General features: G+C 48.1%; 18 protein-coding genes. 3 read left to right on the forward strand and 15 right to left on the reverse strand.

Translation table 11 applies throughout. From position 1 onward, the window contains the following. Window positions 1–65: 65 nt before the first annotated feature. The 9 genes from aat to DW096_RS04565 all read right to left on the reverse strand — a co-directional run bounded on the left by aat (window position 66) and on the right by DW096_RS04565 (window position 8,264). On the reverse strand, window positions 66–716 hold the full coding sequence (gene aat / locus DW096_RS04520) for a leucyl/phenylalanyl-tRNA--protein transferase (protein ID WP_005826481.1): 651 nt from the start codon (window positions 714–716) through the stop codon (window positions 66–68). A gap of 4 nt (window positions 717–720) precedes the next feature. After that, window positions 721–2,961, reverse strand: a complete 2,241-nt coding sequence (locus tag DW096_RS04525) for an AAA family ATPase (protein WP_008663804.1) — start codon at window positions 2,959–2,961, stop codon at window positions 721–723. Between the two features lie 15 nt (window positions 2,962–2,976). Further along, window positions 2,977–3,288 (reverse strand): ATP-dependent Clp protease adaptor ClpS, encoded by a 312-nt coding sequence (locus tag DW096_RS04530; protein ID WP_008663802.1) that lies wholly within the window; start codon window positions 3,286–3,288, stop codon window positions 2,977–2,979. 32 nt (window positions 3,289–3,320) lie between these two features. Beyond that, entirely contained in the window at window positions 3,321–4,010 is a 690-nt protein-coding gene (locus DW096_RS04535; protein WP_034528603.1) for a hypothetical protein, read from the reverse strand. A gap of 42 nt (window positions 4,011–4,052) precedes the next feature. Then, window positions 4,053–4,910: an SDR family NAD(P)-dependent oxidoreductase gene (locus tag DW096_RS04540; protein ID WP_057252729.1), complete on the reverse strand. Its 858-nt coding sequence runs from the start codon at window positions 4,908–4,910 to the stop codon at window positions 4,053–4,055. Further along, window positions 4,900–5,349, reverse strand: a complete 450-nt coding sequence (locus DW096_RS04545; protein ID WP_009036640.1) for a DUF1016 N-terminal domain-containing protein — start codon at window positions 5,347–5,349, stop codon at window positions 4,900–4,902. The genes DW096_RS04540 and DW096_RS04545 overlap by 11 nt, the downstream gene beginning before the upstream one ends. 503 nt (window positions 5,350–5,852) lie before the next feature. Then, entirely contained in the window at window positions 5,853–6,287 is a 435-nt protein-coding gene (locus DW096_RS04555; protein ID WP_008663796.1) for a DUF6078 family protein, read from the reverse strand. Between the two features lie 160 nt (window positions 6,288–6,447). Continuing rightward, window positions 6,448–6,927: a copper resistance protein NlpE N-terminal domain-containing protein gene (locus tag DW096_RS04560; protein WP_005826499.1), complete on the reverse strand. Its 480-nt coding sequence runs from the start codon at window positions 6,925–6,927 to the stop codon at window positions 6,448–6,450. Between the two features lie 44 nt (window positions 6,928–6,971). Further along, window positions 6,972–8,264, reverse strand: a complete 1,293-nt coding sequence (locus tag DW096_RS04565; protein ID WP_005826501.1) for a hemolysin family protein — start codon at window positions 8,262–8,264, stop codon at window positions 6,972–6,974. A gap of 94 nt (window positions 8,265–8,358) precedes the next feature. Here DW096_RS04565 and DW096_RS04570 point away from each other — a divergent pair, with 94 nt between their 5' ends. After that, the gene (locus DW096_RS04570) at window positions 8,359–9,171 is read left to right on the forward strand and encodes an alpha/beta hydrolase family protein (RefSeq protein ID WP_005826503.1); all 813 of its coding nucleotides are present in this window, start codon (window positions 8,359–8,361) and stop codon (window positions 9,169–9,171) included. Between the two features lie 8 nt (window positions 9,172–9,179). On the opposite strand, the gene DW096_RS04575 is transcribed toward DW096_RS04570, so the two are convergent. After that, the gene (locus DW096_RS04575) at window positions 9,180–10,085 is read right to left on the reverse strand and encodes a DUF4595 domain-containing protein (RefSeq protein ID WP_009036641.1); all 906 of its coding nucleotides are present in this window, start codon (window positions 10,083–10,085) and stop codon (window positions 9,180–9,182) included. A 13-nt stretch (window positions 10,086–10,098) separates the two neighbouring features. Next, window positions 10,099–11,520, reverse strand: a complete 1,422-nt coding sequence (locus tag DW096_RS04580; protein WP_050756838.1) for a S41 family peptidase — start codon at window positions 11,518–11,520, stop codon at window positions 10,099–10,101. Window positions 11,521–11,704: 184 nt separating this feature from the next. Between DW096_RS04580 and DW096_RS04585 the strand changes: the two genes are divergently transcribed. Next, the gene (locus tag DW096_RS04585; protein ID WP_057259153.1) at window positions 11,705–12,991 is read left to right on the forward strand and encodes an O-acetylhomoserine aminocarboxypropyltransferase/cysteine synthase family protein; all 1,287 of its coding nucleotides are present in this window, start codon (window positions 11,705–11,707) and stop codon (window positions 12,989–12,991) included. Between the two features lie 22 nt (window positions 12,992–13,013). Beyond that, the gene (gene mnmA, locus DW096_RS04590; protein WP_005826509.1) at window positions 13,014–14,078 is read left to right on the forward strand and encodes a tRNA 2-thiouridine(34) synthase MnmA; all 1,065 of its coding nucleotides are present in this window, start codon (window positions 13,014–13,016) and stop codon (window positions 14,076–14,078) included. Here the strand turns inward: mnmA and DW096_RS04595 are convergent. The 4 genes from DW096_RS04595 to DW096_RS04610 all read right to left on the reverse strand — a co-directional run bounded on the left by DW096_RS04595 (window position 14,069) and on the right by DW096_RS04610 (window position 18,259). Continuing rightward, the gene (locus tag DW096_RS04595) at window positions 14,069–14,731 is read right to left on the reverse strand and encodes a response regulator transcription factor (RefSeq protein WP_005826511.1); all 663 of its coding nucleotides are present in this window, start codon (window positions 14,729–14,731) and stop codon (window positions 14,069–14,071) included. The genes mnmA and DW096_RS04595 overlap by 10 nt on opposite strands. A 90-nt stretch (window positions 14,732–14,821) precedes the next feature. Then, window positions 14,822–15,412 carry a DUF4251 domain-containing protein gene (locus DW096_RS04600; RefSeq protein ID WP_005826513.1) on the reverse strand — a complete coding sequence of 197 codons (591 nt, stop codon included), beginning with the start codon at window positions 15,410–15,412 and terminating at the stop codon, window positions 14,822–14,824. A gap of 66 nt (window positions 15,413–15,478) precedes the next feature. Then, entirely contained in the window at window positions 15,479–16,915 is a 1,437-nt protein-coding gene (gene nhaC / locus DW096_RS04605; protein WP_016273307.1) for a Na+/H+ antiporter NhaC, read from the reverse strand. A gap of 168 nt (window positions 16,916–17,083) precedes the next feature. Continuing rightward, window positions 17,084–18,259, reverse strand: coding sequence for an MFS transporter (locus DW096_RS04610; protein WP_016273308.1), 1,176 nt, complete (start codon window positions 18,257–18,259; stop codon window positions 17,084–17,086). Window positions 18,260–18,612: the final 353 nt, after the last annotated feature.

The following is an 18,612-nucleotide window of genomic DNA, read 5'->3' on the forward strand; positions in this document are numbered from 1 at the left end:
AGTACTTTCATTATGCTATATTTAGGCGCGGATAGTTCTGAGCCCCTCGTTATTCCTTTTTACTTTTAGAAGCGGCAGTCTTGTTCGATGTATGTCATATATTCGTCGTAACTGATGTGCCTGCCTCCCATTGTTTTGAGGTGAGGGGTTTCGAACTGGCAATCTATCATGACGCCTCCATGTTCCCTGAAGAATTGGGCCAGATGGATGAGGGCCAGCTTCGAGGCGCTGGGAACGAGTGAGAACATGCTCTCTCCAAAGAAACAACGTCCCAGGGTCACTCCGTACAGCCCACCTACCAATTGCTCTTCTTCCCATACTTCCACGCTGGCGGCGAATCCTTGTTCGTGCAGGTGCGTATAGGCTTCCATCATCTTCGTTCCGAGCCAGGCGCCTTCTTGTTCTATCCGCAATTCTCCGCAGGTTTGTATGATGTCTTGGAAAGCTTCGTTGAAGGTGATTTCGTACTTTCCTTTGTTGATGAGCGTACGCATGGAGTGGGAGATATGGATTTCGTCCGGAAAGATGACGAAACGGTCCATCGGGCACCACCATTGTATCAGTTCTTCCCGAAATGCGTACCAGGGGAATATACCGTTGGAGTACGCCAGGATGAGGCGGTCAATGGATAGGTCACCGCCCACAGCGAGCAACCCGTCGGGGTCGCCGTAGTGAGGGTCGGGGAAAGCAAGTTTATCCGTCAGTTGAAAGACCATATCGTTATTCGGTTGCGGGTTGTAGTTTCAATGCTCCGTTTTCCACTTGCACGCGGACTTTTCCTCCTGCCTTCAATGTACCGAACAGAATTTCGCGCATCAGCAAGGGTTTCAAGTGGGCGGCTATCACGCGGTCCATCTCCCGGGCGCCGTATTCGGGGATAAAACCCCGTTGGAGCAGCCATTCGTGTGCTTCCTGGCTCAATACCATTTCCACCTGGCGGGAAGACAGCTTGCTGCCTAGTTCTCCGAGTTTCTTGTCGAGGATAAGTGATGCCATCGGGCGGTCCATGTCATGGAAGACCACCGTGGCAGAGAGGCGGTTGATGAATTCGGGCTTAAAGGTTTTCTTGACTTGTTTCAGCATGGCTTCTCCGGCGGTGACCTGACTGTTGAAGCCGATGGACGCTTGGCGGGCATATTGTGCTCCGGCATTGGAGGTCATGATGAGGACCACGTGTCGGCAGTCGGCTTTCCGTCCTTTGTTGTCAGTCAGTACGGCGTAATCCATTACTTGCAGCAGGATGTTGAATACGTCGGGATGGGCTTTCTCTATCTCGTCGAGCAGTAGCACGCAGTTTGGGGTCTTGCGTATGGCGTCGGTCAGCAGGCCGCCGTCCTCGTAACCCACGTAGCCGGCAGGCGAGCCAATCAGTTTGGCTACGGTATGCTTTTCGGTATATTCGCTCATGTCGAAACGTTGCAGGGCGATGCCCAGCTCGGCGGCGAGCACTTTGGCAACTTCGGTCTTTCCTACTCCGGTGGGGCCTACAAAGAGCAGGCTTGCCAGCGGTTTGTTTTCGTCCAGCAGTCCGGCTTTGGACATTTGCACAGCTTCCACCACCTGACGGACGGCTTCTTCCTGCCCGTAGATGCGGGAGCTGATGCGTTCGTGCAGGCTTTCCAAGGCGGTGGTGTCGTCCTCTTTCATGGCGAGGGCATTGACTTTGCAGGTACGTGCCAGTATGTCGGTTATCAGTGCCTTGTCCACGGTCTGTTCCTCGGAGTCTGTGGGGTATATTTCCCGGTAAGCTCCTGCTTCGTCCACCAGGTCGATGGCTTTGTCGGGCAGGAAACGGTCGCTGATGTAGCGGGCGCTTGCCTTTACGGCATAGGGGATGACGTCGGGCTCGTAGGTGACGCCGTGGTAGGTTTCGTATTTCTCTTTCAGGCCTTCTACGATATGTATGGCTTCTTCAATGTTCGGTTCCAGTATGTCTATCTGCTGGAAGCGGCGTACCAGTCCCTTGCTGCGTGCGAAGTAGCGGTTGTACTCGTCGTAGGTGGTAGAGCCGATGAAACGTATTGCCCCGGTTTCCAGATAGGGTTTCAGCATGTTGGAGGCATCCATAGAGCCTTCGCCCGTGCGTCCGGCGCCTATCAGGTTGTGTATCTCGTCGATGTAGACGATGGCGTTTCCCTCACGACCGATGCCTTCCATGATACTTTTCAGCCGCTTCTCGAAATCGCCGCGATATTGTGTGCCTGCCAGTAGACTGCCCAAGTCCAGCTCATAAATGCGGAAGCCGGCAAGCCGTTCGGGGACGTTGCCCGCTTCGATACGGGCGGCAAGCCCATAGGCAAGGGCTGTTTTGCCTACACCGGGTTCGCCCACATGCAACGGGTTGTTCTTTTCTTTGCGGCAGAGCACTTGTATGGTTCGCTCCAACTCCATCTCCCTGCCGATAAGCGGGTTGTGGCCTGCCAGATGGTCGTTGAGGCAGGTCACGTAGTTACGCCACGGTTCTGTTTTCTCTTGTTCATCGGGAGATGGCGTACCGCCTGCTTCTTCTGCCAGCTCCGCTTCTTCGTAGTGGGTGATGAGCAGGCTGAGGAATTCGGGCAGGTCGCCGCCGACTGCTTCCTTCAGGAAATGGCATGCCCAGGAATCTTCCAGTTGCAGCAAGCCTTGTATCAGATGAGGAACATCCAGCTCTTCGGCGCTGGAATACTCTGTCACCGTATAGGCATGTTGCAGGAGTGAGCTGAGCTGGACGGAAAGTCCCAACTCGTATTCCACATTGTCGGGGACAGTGTCCACTTCTTCCGTCAGATAGTTTTCCAGCGAGATGCTGAGCTCCACATAATTGTAGAAGGTATCTTGCAGGGTGTGGATAAAGGGTTCCTGCTCTATAATGGCGCTCAGCAGATGTTCGGGCATGATGAACTCGTGCCGGTAAGACTCGGCCTTTCTTTGTGCGGAAGCGAATGCTTGGTTTACGAATATCGTATTTTTTATATCCATATTGTTTCTTTCTTCTTATTCTTCTTCCTCCGGGGTGACGGTGAGCCGGAGGGGGAAACCTTCATTGCGTGCCATGCGGGTGGCTTTCTGTACTTTGGAGTGGGCGATGTCGTATGAGTAGATGCCCACTACCGCGGAGTTGCTCTTGTGCACCTGCAGCATCAGTGTTTCCGCTTCTACCGATGATTTGTAAAAGACGGTGGTGAGTACCTTTACCACAAACTCCATGGTGGTGAAGTCATCATTGTAGATGGTGACTTTAAAGCGTCGGGGTTCCCGTAATTCTATGCGTTCTTTTTCTTTGAAAGAAGATTGCTGTTGTTCCATTTCTTTTTAAAAACTACTGTTAAGACATTGTTCTACCGTTGTGTGGGCAACGAAAACTCCTGCCAGTCATATTCGTCTCCGTACTCGTCGGCTATGGCTATGCGTATGGTGACGTTACCCGTCTTTATCCGTTCTCCGGCACTGATGTTGGCGGTGTATTTCACACCGTTGCGCGGAGTTATTTGCTCTATCATGACCGACGGCGATATGTAAATACGCTTCATGCCCGTGGTTTCCACCACCACCGGCACTACGTTGTAGGCTGTTTTGTTTCCTTCGTTCATGATTTCAAAAATCACTTTACAGTTTTCGCCCGAATTGATGACGTGGTTGCGGCTGTCGTCAATGAAACGTATATTCCGTATCCTCAAGTGGTCGATGGCCGATGCTTGCGGCTGTCTTCCGGATTGTGGGGGATAGGGCTGTGTCCTTTCTATCCGGTAGCTGTACTCCTCCTGCTTCTTGGGGGCTGTGGCTGCATTGGCAATGGCAGCTCCCGCAATGGTTCCTATGATGGTGCCGATGGCGGAACCCCGGTATCCTCCTCGCCAGCCTCCGTTACTGTCACCTATCAGCCCGCCGATGGCACCGCCTACATTACTTCCGATGGCAGCTCCTGCGAGCACTGCGTTAGGGTCGCCTGCAGCCATCTGGCTTGTGCCGCATCCGCTGAGGATGATGGTTGCTGCCAGGATTCCTATAAAAGACTTTTTCATGTTCATATCCTATAATTATTATGTTGGGCAGATTGTTTTATAAAAGGGCTATTCCCAGTAAATCATCTTTTTGGTCATGCCTCCGTCAATGGTGATGTTTTCGCCATTGATGAAGTCGTTTTCGTCTTGGCATAGGAATACGCACATACGGGCAATATCTTCCGGTTTGCCAACCCGTCCGGAGGGGTGTTGCGAATGGTCTTCTGCCCGTAATTGTTCATAATCGTGTGTCTGAATCCAGCCCGGAGAGATGGAGTTGACCGTGATGTGCCACTCTGCAAGCGATAAAGCCAACGCATGCGTCAACGAATAGATGCCTCCTTTGGAAGCTGCATATCCTTCACTCCCCGGTTCACTCATCAGATAGCGCGTAGAACAGAGATTAATGATTCTTCCGTAGGTATTCGTGTTGTTTTGACTTTTGCGGTGTACTGCCAACGCATGTGAAGTAATGAACACCGGACGTAAATTCACAGACAATATTTTATCGAAAGTCTCCACACTCGTTTCTGTGATGGGAGAGAATTCACTGATGCCGGCATTGTTTATAATGATGTCAATATCCCCCCATTCCTTGAAAATATTTTGCAGGCAAAGTTCCAATGCTTCTTTGCTGTTTAGGTCGACGGGATAGAATTGTGCTCCGGTGGCTTGGGCGGTTTGCTGCCCTTTCAGTTCATTCTTGTCACAAAAGGCTACTTGGTAATTAAGCTTGCAGAAAGCTTCTACAATGGCTTTGCCAATACCCCCTGCACCTCCGGTAACGAACACTTTCTTTCCGCCTTTTTTGAGAGGAAGTGTCGGCTTATGTAGCGTTTGTGCCTTACCGGATTTTTTCGCTTTCTCCCAAGCTGCTTTGCGTGCCCGGTATTGCTCGTACTGATTTTCAAGATAATTATCGGCCATATATGTTTCCGGTTTTATTGTTTAACTGTCTTTCTCCGAATAAGTTCACTTCCTTGCATTGGGAGATGATATAGAGATGATGCCCCCAAGGGATGGAGAAAAATTTCTCTTCACCTAATTTGGAAACAACTTGTTGCCAAATTGTATATGGCTCATTATAAAATAGATACCACTGCTTTATACTGCGTATGTTTCTATATGAGAACCCTTTCATATCAGGAAATTCTGCCATCAGCTCACGACTCAACTCTTCGAGAAATCCGCTTCCCCAAGTCATTTCTTTCTGCCGTTCTATAATTTCTGCCCCCAGTTGCCAGTAAAGGTGAAGCAGTTCGCTGTTCACGCGTACAGCCGCTTTAATCTGTGCACTACGAATGTCTTGTTTTAGGTGGTTTACCCAATCCTTGAACGGTTGATTTATAGATAGTGTTGTTTTCATCTTTTTATTTTCTTCATCGTCATATTCGATGTTTCTATTTCACAAAGTTAAGAAAAAGAATTTATTTCAACTGTAATCCTTTCCGTCTTTTCTACCTCTCCACTTTTACCACACAATATACCATCTCCCCCTCTCTTTCCTTTACCTCATCCCGTGTTGCTGCAATATCCTCCCGAACACGTTCACCCGTTTTGCAGAGAATAGGTATCGCACTATGTCGCTGTATTTCCTCCTATATTTTCGCAGGCGATAATTATTCCCCTTGTAGGGCTTCAAAAGGGAATCCGTCTGTTTCCCTAAGGAGAACGGTTTGTTTCAATATGGAGAACAGTTTGTTTCATTAGTAGGAAACAGTTTGTTCCGTTAAAGAAAACAGTTTGTTTCATAGTATGTGAACACTTTGTTTCTTACTGTTGTAACAAAGTGTTCACCGTTGTGAACTAAAGTGTTATCTATATTTTCAGTGATAAAATGATATGAAAAGGGGGCTGAAGATTACCTTTCTACCATTTGTATTCCTCGCTGTAAGAGTCGAAAGCCGGTTCTCCCGGAATGTTGTATTGGTGGAAAGTTCTGCGGATATAGTTCTGGTCTTCGGGGGAAAGGTAAGATTCTTCCCGGTAGAAGCGGTAGTATTTTCCGCGGCCGAAATGGGCTATCAACTGGCTTTTCAGAGGTTGGAGATTCTTGTAGGGAACTTCATCGAGCAAGTGGCTGATTCCCCACGCGACATGTATCTTTTGTGTCGATTGAAAATAGGCGCATTGGCTGCTATCCTCTGGAATACACAGTGGATTGATGATGCGGATGGACGGGTACTCGGGGGTATCGCGAAGGGCGGCTAAGCGATGCAGGCAGTTGTCGGCTTTCGGGCATTGGTTGTTGAAACAGCGTGAGTAGTTGGCAGGTGCTAAAGGTTTCTCGGAAGAATGTTTCATGTTTATATATACTTTGATGAAGCGACAAAGATAGCACTAACTTTTTGATATAGCCTTCTGTTCTCTTGTTTGAAATGCCCCCTCATTGAAAAAACAGCAGCCGGAACCACTGAATTCAGTAATTCCGGCTGTACCGTTCTTTCTTATAAGTATGGATGGACTATTTCACCTGGATGATGTCATAATTCAAGTCACTCACTGCTTCCTGCAGGCTGTCGTTGACAAGGCGCAGGGTTGTGTCGTTCACTACTACGAAGTACACCGGAGTGTCCCCGTCGTTCGGGGTCAGCTTGATGGCTGTTTTCTTCTTGTTGTCGACGTCTTTCTGGATAACTTCTTTCTTTCCTTTGGAAGTAAAGCTCTTGTTCTTTCCGGGGCCTTCGGCATCCAGATAAGTTGTTACCAGCGTGTAGCCGCTTTCTCCGTCGGGACCTACACTGTCTACGCTCAATACATACTGGATGCCCGGACCGTCGGCGGCGGGAAGGATTCCTTCGTATACGGCTACGGCAGACGAGTCATTGCCGGTAACAGCCATTACACTTTCGTCCATGGCGACGGCGTCATTGTTCTGAGTTCCTTTTGATTGGCAGGATACCAATGCAGCGGCAAGGGCTGCAATCATCATTACTTTTTTCATTGCTTTAATGGTTTAAGTTAATTATAAAGACGCAATAGCGTTTGTTATTCATCTTCTTCTTTCTTGATGACGAGCAGCTTGTCCACCCGTCCGCGGTCCATATCCACCACTTCGAAGTCCAGGTTTTTGTAGCTGAACAAGTCTCCGGCTTTCGGCACCCGTCCTATCAAGAACATGGCAAGACCGCTCAAGGTGGTGAAGTCTTCTTCTTTCAGGTCATCATAGTTCATAATGCCCATCGCCTCCATAAAGTCATCCAGATTCATGGAAGCTTCCACCAGCATGGAACCGTCTTGACGAACAACGATTTCCTCTTCTTCCGTTTCATTCTCTTCGAGGATGTCTCCGAAGATACTTTCCGTCAAATCGTGCAGGGTGATGATACCTTCTGTATTTCCATACTCGTCTACAACAACTCCGAACTTGTTTTTGTTCTTCTTAAACAGCTCTAAAACTTTCTTTGCATACAAACTTTCCGGAATAAACAAAGCAGGGCGTGCAATACTACGTAAGTTGAAGGGTTGTTCGCCGCCCATCATCAAGATGATGTCCTTTACGGAAACCACACCGATAATCTCGTCCTTTCCCCGCTCCACCAGGAGATATTTGCTGAAGTGTTCTTCGTGGATGATACGCAGCACCTCTTCCGGTGTGTCTGTGGGATGGAGCACGACGATGTCGCGGCGATAGGTCATCAGGTCATTCGCTCTTTTGTCCGAGAAGCGGAACACGTCACGCAACATTTCCGTTTCGTCTTTGTCGATGACGCCTTGTTCCGAGCTTTGGTGCAGAATCATCTTCAGTTCGTCTTGTGTCATTTGGCGTTCTTCGCCGCTGTTCAGTCCGATGAGTTTGTTCATCAGTTTGGTGGAAGCGCTCAGCAGGCATACAAACGGATAGGAAATCTTGGTCAGCACAATCATGAAGGGGCTGAGCATGGTGGCCCATCGTTCCGGGTTGTTCAAGGCGATGGACTTGGGCACCAGTTCGCCTATGATGAGCGACAGATAGGTGATGATGGCTACTACGGTAATCATGGCGAGAGTCTTGGCATAGGCGGCTACTCCCGGAATGAGGGCGAACAGCGGTTCTACGTCATCAGCGATGGTGGCACCACCATAGGCACCGGATACGATACCGATAAGAGTAATACCGATTTGGATGGTGGAGAGGAATTTTTCGGGTTCTTCCAGTTGTTTCAATACTCCTTTGGCTCTTTTGTTCCCTTTTCCGACAAGAGTTTCAAGGCGTGCTTTACTTGAGGAGACTAAAGCGATTTCATACATGGCAAAAATGCCGTTCAGAATAAGTAAAAGTAGAATGATAATAAACTCCATAGTGGATTTTGAATAGTTTGTGAGGCAAAGATAATGATTTTTCAGTATTTATTGTTAATATTGCCATCCGTTAGAAAAAATAAACAATAAATAGATGAAAAAAAGAATTATTGCCTTGGGGCTTTTGTGGTGTCTGTCTGCCGTAATGTTGCAGGCGGCACGTGTAGACACGGTGTTGGTGAGAAGTGCAGCCATGAATAAGGATGTAAAAGTTGTGTATGTATTGCCTGATAAGGCTATCGGCAAGCAGGCTTGTCCGGTGGTTTATCTGTTGCACGGTTATGGCGGCAATGCGCGGAGCTGGGTGCAGCTGAAGCCGGAATTGCCGCAGATGGCGGATGAGAAAGGAATCATATTTGTATGTCCGGACGGCAAGAACAGTTGGTATTGGGACAGTCCGGAGAATCCTGCCTACCGTTATGAGACTTTTGTCACCTCGGAATTGGTGAAGTATACAGACGGGAACTATGCTACCATTCCCGATAGAAAGGCGCGTGCCATCAGTGGATTGAGTATGGGCGGCCACGGTGCTTTGTGGAGTGCTATCCGTCATAAGGATGTGTTCGGTGCGGCGGGCAGTATGAGTGGAGGAGTGGATATACGGCCGTTCCCCCAGAATTGGGAAATGAACAAGCAGTTGGGAGAGTTTGCTGCCAACAAGGCATCTTGGGATGCGCATACGGTGGTCAACCAGCTGGATAAGATTGTAAATGGAGACTTGGCGCTAATCATCGACTGCGGTGAGGCCGATTTCTTTCTTGAAGTGAACAAGGACTTGCACAACCGGCTGCTGGCAAGGAAGATAGACCATGACTTCATCACCCGTCCCGGTGGACATACCGGAACGTATTGGAACAACTCCATAGACTATCACGTCCTTTTCTTCGACAAGTTCTTTAAGAAGTAAGTAACTTATTATTCGATGGTATAGTTCACGGTGCGTGTGTAGTCCTGCTCGTAGCCGTTCCTTATATGCCTGACGACTGCATGGCAGGAAGTGACGATACCCCGGTTATCTAACGTATAAGTATAGGTGGTGGTCTCTTCACTTTCTCCGTTGCTGTCCGGGATGAGTTGGGTAATCAGATAGTTTGCAGGTTCTCCCAATATCTTCCCGTATATGGCAACCGCATGCATGGAAAGCGGATACATGTCCGTAATGAATAGGCTTGGTATTTCGGAGATATTTGCAATTTCATTGTCTGATGGTGTGGTAGCCGTACTGTTGTGCTCAAAAGTGTCAACCTTTTGCTGTATGCGCAATGCCCGGAAGTTGCTGTAGTCTATTGTAATGAATGAGTATTCTTTTCCGTCGTCCAGCTTTTCTGTGATGTTTTCCAGATAGTATTTGTCTTCGGTGTTGATGAGGTAGGAGAAGGTGTAAGTACGGGTATTTCCTGCCATATCCTGACTGGTACAAGTGGTGGCATAACCTTTGTCATTCAGCGTGTAGGTTGATACTGTACCTGCTTCGTCGGTTATCACGGCTTGATGGTCCTTGTATTCGACAGTAGTGGTATTCTCTATCTCGAAGAGTTCGTCTCCTGCTGTAAAGCTCTGTTTGCCGGTGTAGCTGGTCAGCCTGCCTGCACTGTTGTAAAGGTAGGTGTGGGTGGCAGTAACCGGTTGCGCATCGCTCTCTATCACTTCTTTGAGTTCGATTTTGGAGAAAGGAGTGGTGGGGTAGGTTGACGGCTCCGGTTCTGGCGTATCACTGCCATTGTTATCATCGCTGCAAGCTGCCAGTCCGCCGAGCAACAGCAGGCTGAACATGATTCCCGAAAATCGGGTGATGATTGTAACTCTTCTGTTTAGTTTCATCCTATTTGTCTTTTTATTTGATGCGTACGGCATGGCTTGCCCGACGTTCAATGGAGTTTGCGAGAGTGGTCACTCTTAAAGAACGGGTATCTTCTTGTGCGGGCGGTTGTATGCTTCCGTCGATGGCGCCGAGTGCAGTGCTCAATAAGGCTTCGTTGGTATCTCCAAAGGGCAGGAAACGTGACATGTCGCTCATCTCATTCACTACATATCCCGAGTAGGCCGGTTGGAATCCGGATTCATAATCAGATTTCCCTTCCGAATTGTATATCTTGCAGACGATGGGATTCATCGTTATCATCAGTTCGGGGCTGGAGAAATTCCTGGAACCTACATTCTTGCCTACGGTAGTACCGCCGATTATGACAACATCCATATACGGGTCGAGGCAGTTAATCACCATTTCGGAGGCGGAGGCAGTCTGGCTGCTGGTAAGTACGTAGAGAGTATTCAGGTTTAGGTTTGCTCCGTTTCCGATGAGTCCGGAATTCAGGGTGAACGGTACTATCTGCGGATTGAAGCGGTTGTTGAATTCCAGGTACCCCAACTCTTGTCCCAAGGCGGAGGAAGGTGCAAGCATGGTACACAGCAATTCTGCGCAACTCAGTAATCCACCGTTGTTGTAGCGCAAGTCAAGGATGAATTCGTTGACTTGCTGTGATGCGAAATATTGGAATGCGCTGCGCAGGTCGTTGTCATATTCATTACTGTTGTCCGTGGGGCCGGAACTGAAGTGGTTGTAGACCAGATAACCTATTTTCTTGCTGCCTGATGTATATACATTCTTATAGTGCACCGGGTTGTCGTTGACGGGACGCGCCGATGCTATCTGTCTGGGTTTGTCGTAAGCAACGATGGCATTTTTCTCCACGTCGTAATAACCTACTGTAAGTTCCATGGCACTACTTCCATACAGTTTCTTATAATTCTGTTCAGTAATAAAGTTCCCGTCCATCTTCATAATCCAGTCACCCCGTTTTAGCCCGATTTCCGAGGCCGGGCTTCCGTCGGCAACGTAAAGAATCTGTGCAACAATGGCATTCTCTTCTCCTTCTACTTCTATCTGGTTGGTAGTGAACTGGAATCCGTAGCTGTAATCCGTATAGGGGATGCTGCGGGTAGTGGTGATGCTGACCAGACTGTCGATGGTGGAGAATTTGTCTTCTTCGGATTTGAGCGAGGCAAAGAAAGTGAAAGGGGCTTGAAAATAGTTCAAGTCGTTGGTATGGGGGATAGCGTCTACCCAATAGTACCACACACGCATGGTATCGTCAATCCAGCGGTCTGTCTGGGTCTGTCCGGCATACTCTTTCCAGCGGTCCACCCCGCAGGAAGTCAGATAAATGGGAAGAATCAGGGTTCCCAATATGAGTATCAGTATATTTCTTGCTTTCATGGGGGCAAAGATAGTGCAAATTGAGTGCAGAACTTTCATGCTTGCATGAAAAAGTTTTGCCGAAATGCAGTCTATCTTATCTAAAGATAGAAAATAGCTTGCTTATCTACCACAATTGTGGTATAAAATTCCCTAATCTGTGTCATTGTCTGCCCCGGCTTATCGCTCTATCTTTGCAACATCCGAATGAGAAACGGTTTATTCACCTAAAATACAAACGACAATGGAAACAAAGAAATTGCACTTTGAGACTCTACAACTTCACGTTGGACAAGAACAACCCGACCCGGCAACTGATGCCCGCGCCGTACCTATCTATCAGACAACTTCGTATGTATTCCGTAATTCGGCCCATGCGGCAGCCCGCTTTGGCTTGCAGGACCCGGGGAATATTTACGGGCGGTTGACGAATTCCACCCAGGATGTGTTCGAGAAACGTGTGGCGGCTCTGGAAGGCGGTGTTGCCGGATTGGCCGTAGCCTCGGGTGCGGCAGCCATCACTTATGCCTTTGAGAATATCACCCGTGCAGGCGACCATATCGTGGCAGCTAAGACCATCTACGGTGGAACGTATAATCTGCTGGCCCACACATTGCCTGCCTACGGGGTTACCACTACTTTTGTGGACCCGGGCAATCTGGACAATTTCGAGAAAGCGATTCAGGAGAATACCAAGGCAGTATTCATTGAAACGCTGGGAAATCCGAATTGCAACATCATTGACATTGATGCCGTTGCTGAAATAGCACACCGTCACCGGATTCCTCTGATTATAGATAACACCTTCGGTACTCCTTACCTGATTCGTCCCATAGCGCATGGGGCAGATGTGGTAGTCCATTCGGCAACGAAGTTCATAGGAGGGCATGGTACGTCCTTGGGTGGTGTTATTGTAGATAGCGGCAAGTTCGACTGGGTGGCCTCGGGGAAGTTTCCCCAACTGACGGAACCGGACCCGAGTTATCATGGAGTACGTTTCGTCGACGCTGCCGGTCCTGCTGCCTATGCCATCCGTATCCGTGCCGTATTGTTGCGTGATACCGGTGCCACAATCAGTCCTTTCAATGCTTTCATTCTGTTGCAAGGATTGGAGACGTTGTCGCTTCGCGTGGAACGTCATGTGGAGAATGCCTTGAAAGTGGTTGAATTCTTGAAGAAGCATCCCAAAGTGGTTGCCGTGAACCACCCGTCCCTGCCCGAGCATCCTGACCACGCGCTTTACGGGAAATACTTTCCGAATGGAGGCGGTTCTATCTTTACGTTTGAGGTGCGGGGCGGTGTGAAGGAAGCGCAGACGTTTATTGACAGTTTACAGATATTCTCGTTGCTTGCCAATGTGGCTGATGTGAAATCCCTGGTTATCCATCCTGCCACCACTACCCATTCCCAATTGAGTGCACGGGAATTGGAAGAACAAGGCATCAAACCGGGCACGGTCCGCCTCTCCATCGGGACAGAACATATCGATGATTTGCTGGACGACTTGTCCCAGGCATTTGACAGAATTTAAAAGAATAACAGTATACGATAGAATGAATATTGCTGTATTATTGTCGGGAGGTGTAGACAGCTCCGTGGTGGTACATCTCCTTTGCGAACAAGGTTACCGTCCTTCTCTATTTTATATCAAAATAGGGAGGGACGATGCCGATTATATGGACTGCTCTGCGGAAGAGGATATGGAGATGGCTTCTGCCATTGCCCGGCGTTATGGATTATCGTTGGAAGTAGTGGACCTGCACCGGGAGTATTGGGACCAGGTGGCGGCTTATGCCATTGATAAAATAAGACGTGGCTTGACTCCCAATCCGGATGTGATGTGCAACAAGCTGATAAAGTTCGGGTGCTTTGAGCAACGTGTGGGGAAGGATTTCGATGTCACGGCAACCGGGCACTACGCCACTACGGTGTTGAGGGATGGAAAGACATGGCTCGGTACCGCTGCCGATTCCGTGAAAGACCAGACCGACTTTCTGGCACAGATAGATTATCTGCAAGTTTCCAAACTGATGTTTCCATTGGGCAGACTGATGAAGAATGAGGTTCGTGACATAGCCCTGCGTGCCGGATTGCCCAGCGCCAGACGTCGTGACAGTCAGGGCATCTGCTTTCTGGGAAAGATTGATTATAATGATTTTGTGCGCCGTTTCCTTGGCGAAAGGGAAGGGGATATTGTGGAGTTGGAAACGGGTAGAAAGTTGGGCAAGCATCGGGGCTATTGGTTTCATACCATCGGCCAGCGTAAAGGATTGGGGTTGGGTGGAGGACCGTGGTTTGTTGTCCGCAAGGATGTGGAGGAGAATGTGATTTACGTGTCCCGCGGATGTGATACGGCATTGCAATACGGCTATGAATTCCGTATGTACGATTTTCATTTCATTACGGATAATCCCTGGAAGGGAGCGCAGGAAGAGGTGGAGGTGACTTTCAAGATACGCCATACGCCGGAGTTTGTCAAAGGCAGGTTGCAAAAGGAGGCGGAGGGTTACCGCATTGTTTCGGAAGAAAAGCTGCAAGGCATTGCTCCGGGCCAGTTCGGAGTGGTGTATGATGCTGATGCCCGGCTGTGTGTCGGGAGCGGGGAGATTTATATATAATATTCCACCAAGTCTACGATGCCTGCCTTCATGGCATATTTGGTGGCTTCGTGCGCATTGTTTACACCCAGTTTCCGGAAGATATTCTTCCGGTGGCTGTTTACCGTATGGAAGCTGAGGTTTCGTTCGGCAGCTATTTCTTTGGTTGTTTTCCCCAGGGCTATCTCTTTTAGGATGCTCCGTTCGGCAGTAGTCAGTAAATCATCTTTGATGGTAGGATGAGTGGGGGAGGAGGAACCGTTGCCTGCGAGCAGCAGGTTACTGACGTGATTACAGATGAATCGCTCCTTGCGTGAGGCGCATTGTAGTGCGGTCAGTATCTCTTCTTTGGAATTATCCTTCAGCGCTACGCCGAATGCCATGCTGCTGAACAATACCTGGCGCAGGAACGGTAGGCTCAATTCGTCGGAAAAGAGTAGCCAATCGGCTTCCTTGAAGCGTTCGTGAAGTACCATTAGCTCTTCGGCTCCCGAAAAATCAAAAAGGGTATAGTCCAGAATGACAACGGCGGTGGGATGCAGGCGTAGTTGCTGTATCAGTTCTGCCTTGTTGTCGGCTTCCAGCAGCAGGGAGGTGTCTTTCTGTCTGCCCAATAGGAACATCATGCCTGCTTTGGTGATATCTTGATTGTCTGCAATGATAAATTCTCTCATGACATTGGTATATAAAAAACTCCGCTACAAATGTACACTTTTTAGTGTGATTTGTGGCGGAGTGGGAATATATATATTTATATAAGGGTTTTACCAGGAACGTCCCTTGAATATGTTGGATTGTTCCAGCGGAACCAGGTTCCCGCTCAAAGTCATGGTGTTGGAGTTGAAGTTCGGGCTGATGGTTACGGTTGCGTTGTTCCCGCCATCGGTCAGCGTAAGGAATATCTGGGCGGAAATGCCGATACCCTGGATGCTGAAGTTACAATTCACGTTGCCCCGTTTGTCGGTAGTCATTTGGATGTCCGATACGGTTCCGTCTACTGTTACACCGCCAATGCCGTTAGGACCTGGGTATACGGTGTTGAAGGCTACCTGCACGGTGCCACGTCCTTGGTTGACCAATACGAAGTTGGTGTTGGAGTTTACAAATGCGGTCTGTCCGTTGCGGAACATCACTTGGTCTGCCTCCATTACGAACTGGTGAGCTTTCAAGGCTGCCATTGCGTCATCGTACGAAATGGCATCCTGTGCTTGTTCTTCAGCTTTCAGGCGTGCACGTTCTGCGTCTCTTTGGGCTTTACGGTCTGCGCGCTTTTCAGCTCTACTCTCTTGTGCATACATGGTCGTTGTTGCCATGCTTACCAATACTACTGCTGCTAATGCAATAAACTTTTTCATAATCGAATCTTTTTTTGTTTAGGTTTAAATAAATTGTTCGTTATAAGTTTATTGCAAGAACAATGCCTATCCAGGATTGTTCACCGGTTTTTTAATTATTTTATATCCGATAGCAGCAATAAAGATACTCATTACCGGACTGATAAGGTTGAAGAAGCAATAGGGAAGGTAGGTCAGTGTGGGTACACTCAAAATGGTGGCTTGCGTCATGCCGCAGGTGTTCCATGGGATAAGCGGGGAGGTGACGGTAACGGCATCTTCCGTGGTACGGCTAAGTAGCCGGCTTTCGTAGCCTTTCTTTGCGTAAACGTTGCTGAACATGTTTCCGGTGAGGATAATGCTGATGTACTGGTCTGCCGTGGCAAGGTTCAGGAACAATCCGGAACATACGGTGGATGCTACCATGCTGGCTGTATTCTTCATGAAGCGGACGAATAGGGAAGTGATGCTTCCTAGCATGCCGCTTGCCGTCATGGCTCCACCGAAACACATGGCGCAGATGATGAGCCAGATGGTATTCATCATTCCTGCCATACCTCGTGTGGCAATCAGTTCTGTCAACATGTCACTGTCAGTTTGTAGACTGGTACTGCCATAGAATGTCATCATTATCCCTTTGAACATATTCCCACCTTCCGCTATCTCATTCAGTAGTCCCGGTTGGAAGATGAAGGCGAATATCCCTGCCAGCAGAGTGGAGAGAAAGAGTGTGATGACGGAAGGCACTCTCCGGGCAATCAGTATTCCCGTAATCACGGGAACAGCCAGTAACCAGGGAGTAATGTTGAATTTGGCGTCCAATGCTGCCGTAAATTCCGCGATCTGTTGTGTATTGTTCGTTTCGTGTGTGAGTCCCATTACTGTAAAGATGACAAGGGTGATGAGGAGAGAGGGGACGGTGGTGATCATCATATAGCGGATATGGCTGAATAACGGTGTTTCCGTTACGGATGAGGCAAGGACTGTGGTATCCGATAACGGTGAAATTTTGTCTCCGAAATAGGCTCCCGAAATGATGGCACCGGCTATCCATCCCTCTTCAAAACCTTGTGCCTTACCTATGCCCAAAAGGGCGATACCGATGGTGGCGATAGTGGTCCATGAACTTCCCGTCATTACTGATACCAATGCACAAATAATGCAGGTAGAAGCAAGGAAAAAATTCGGATGGATAATCTGCATACCATAATATATAAGGGTAGGTACCACCCCACTTATCATCCATGTGCCGCTCAAAGCACCGATAATCAATAGAATAATGATAGCTGTGGCAACACCTGAAATGTTGTTGGTGATGGCAAGTTCATAATCTTTCCAAGGGATGCGGTAGAAAGCCATGCCGATAAAGACACACATACCAGTGGTGGCAAGCAGGGAAATCTGGCTTCCTCCACTCAAGGCGTCACTTCCGAAAGTATGGATGGTGGCGAACAGCATTCCTACGAGAAAAGCGATGGGAAATAGAGAAACGAGTGGAGAGGGTATTTTCTTTGCTGAATTCATAGGGTTGTTTTTGACTATGCTTGGTTGACGAATCTATTATCAATCTGTCGTTTATAGTTTGATGCGACAAAGGTATAACAATTCTGTTCAATATCTTCCTTATCCTTTGCATGACAAATAAAAATTATCAAATCTTTGCGTTTGCTTGGAAAAATGATAGTATCCTTGTTATTTCTTGCTGTAAAGGGTGATGGACAACGATATTATTGTTAAAATAACGCCGGTGCCGACCACGCCACTCCATCCCCAAGTCTGCCAACTGCTTCCTGCAAGGAAGGTACCCAAAGAGCCGCCGATGAAGTAAGTGGTCATGAAAATCGTATTTACCCGATTGGAGGCAGACGGGTAGATGTCGAAAATACTGGTCTGGTTGCTGAGTTGGATACATTGCATGCCTATGTCTATAAGAATGACACCGGTAATGATACCTGCATAGTTGTTTCCGCAGAAAAAGAGCGAGGCCCATGCAAGCAGAATCATTCCGCAACCGATAAAGTTGAAATTGCGTATGCCTACTTTTTTTACATATTTTCCTACAAAAGATGCGGTTAAGGCTCCGGCAATGCCGCAGAGCCCTAGTATGCCGATGACATCGCTGGATGCATGGAACGGGGCTTCTCCCATTTTGAATGCAAGGCAGGACCACATGGCAAGGAATGAGCCAAAGGCCAGTCCCGCACGTATCGAGTAGATTCGTAGAGAGGGGTATTTTCTTACTAATGAGAAAAGAGACTTCATCAGCCCAGAATATTTGCCTTGGAAAGTCGGTTGTATGTCCGGTAGTACCTTTAATACAACGATAGCGCATAGTAACATCATTCCAGCGGCGATGAAGTACATTTCACGCCAGCCAAGCACTTCACCCACAAATCCGCTGACAACACGTGATGCAAGTATTCCAGTCAGTAATCCTGAGATGACGACACCTACATTCCGTCCCTTGTTTTCGGGGCGTGAGAATTGCGAGGCAATCGGTACAAATATTTGGGGTATCATGGAGCAGATGCCGGTAATGAGTGATGCTGCCCAGATGATGTAGATGTTCGGTGCCATGGCAATGGCTAGAAGGGAAAATATGAGTAGGAAGAAATTCGTCAGGATGATATTCTTGCGTCGATAGAGGTCTCCTAATGGGACGATGAACAATAATCCCAGCGCATATCCGATTTGTGTAATCATGGCAATGAGGTTCGTTTTGAATTCAGAAACTCCCAATTCATTCCGCATGATATTAAGCAGGGGTTGGTTGTAATACAAGTTGGCTACGGACACGCCAGCTACGATAGCAAGTGTCCAGAGTATATGTGCCGGTAATCCTCCGTTTTCTTTCAGTTCTTGTTTCATGCTGCAAAGATAATGTCTTTCTGTTTCATGCGCAAGATATGTGAGTATGATAAGAATATGTGTGAAGTGGTATCATCTTTTTAGCCTTTCCGTTTGTTATACTATTATTTTGTTTGAGAATAATTGATTGGAGCTATCTTGGATAAGCAGAATGTTGTATTGATATTTAAAGATATGTTGGGCATGGGAAATGAATGGTTTAGAGAGTTGCTGGGTATGAAATGCAGGTGGACGGAATGCAGGCTCTGCTAGCAAACGAGGGTTGGTAAGGTGAATTCGATGATTCAAGGAACCTGCCGTTCCCCCATTAGACCGCCTCCTGATGACATACTTGGGATTATCCTGTTATTGAC

The sequence above is a fragment of the Bacteroides sp. AM07-18 genome (assembly GCF_003602695.1).
GTDB lineage: Bacteria > Bacteroidota > Bacteroidia > Bacteroidales > Bacteroidaceae > Bacteroides > Bacteroides uniformis.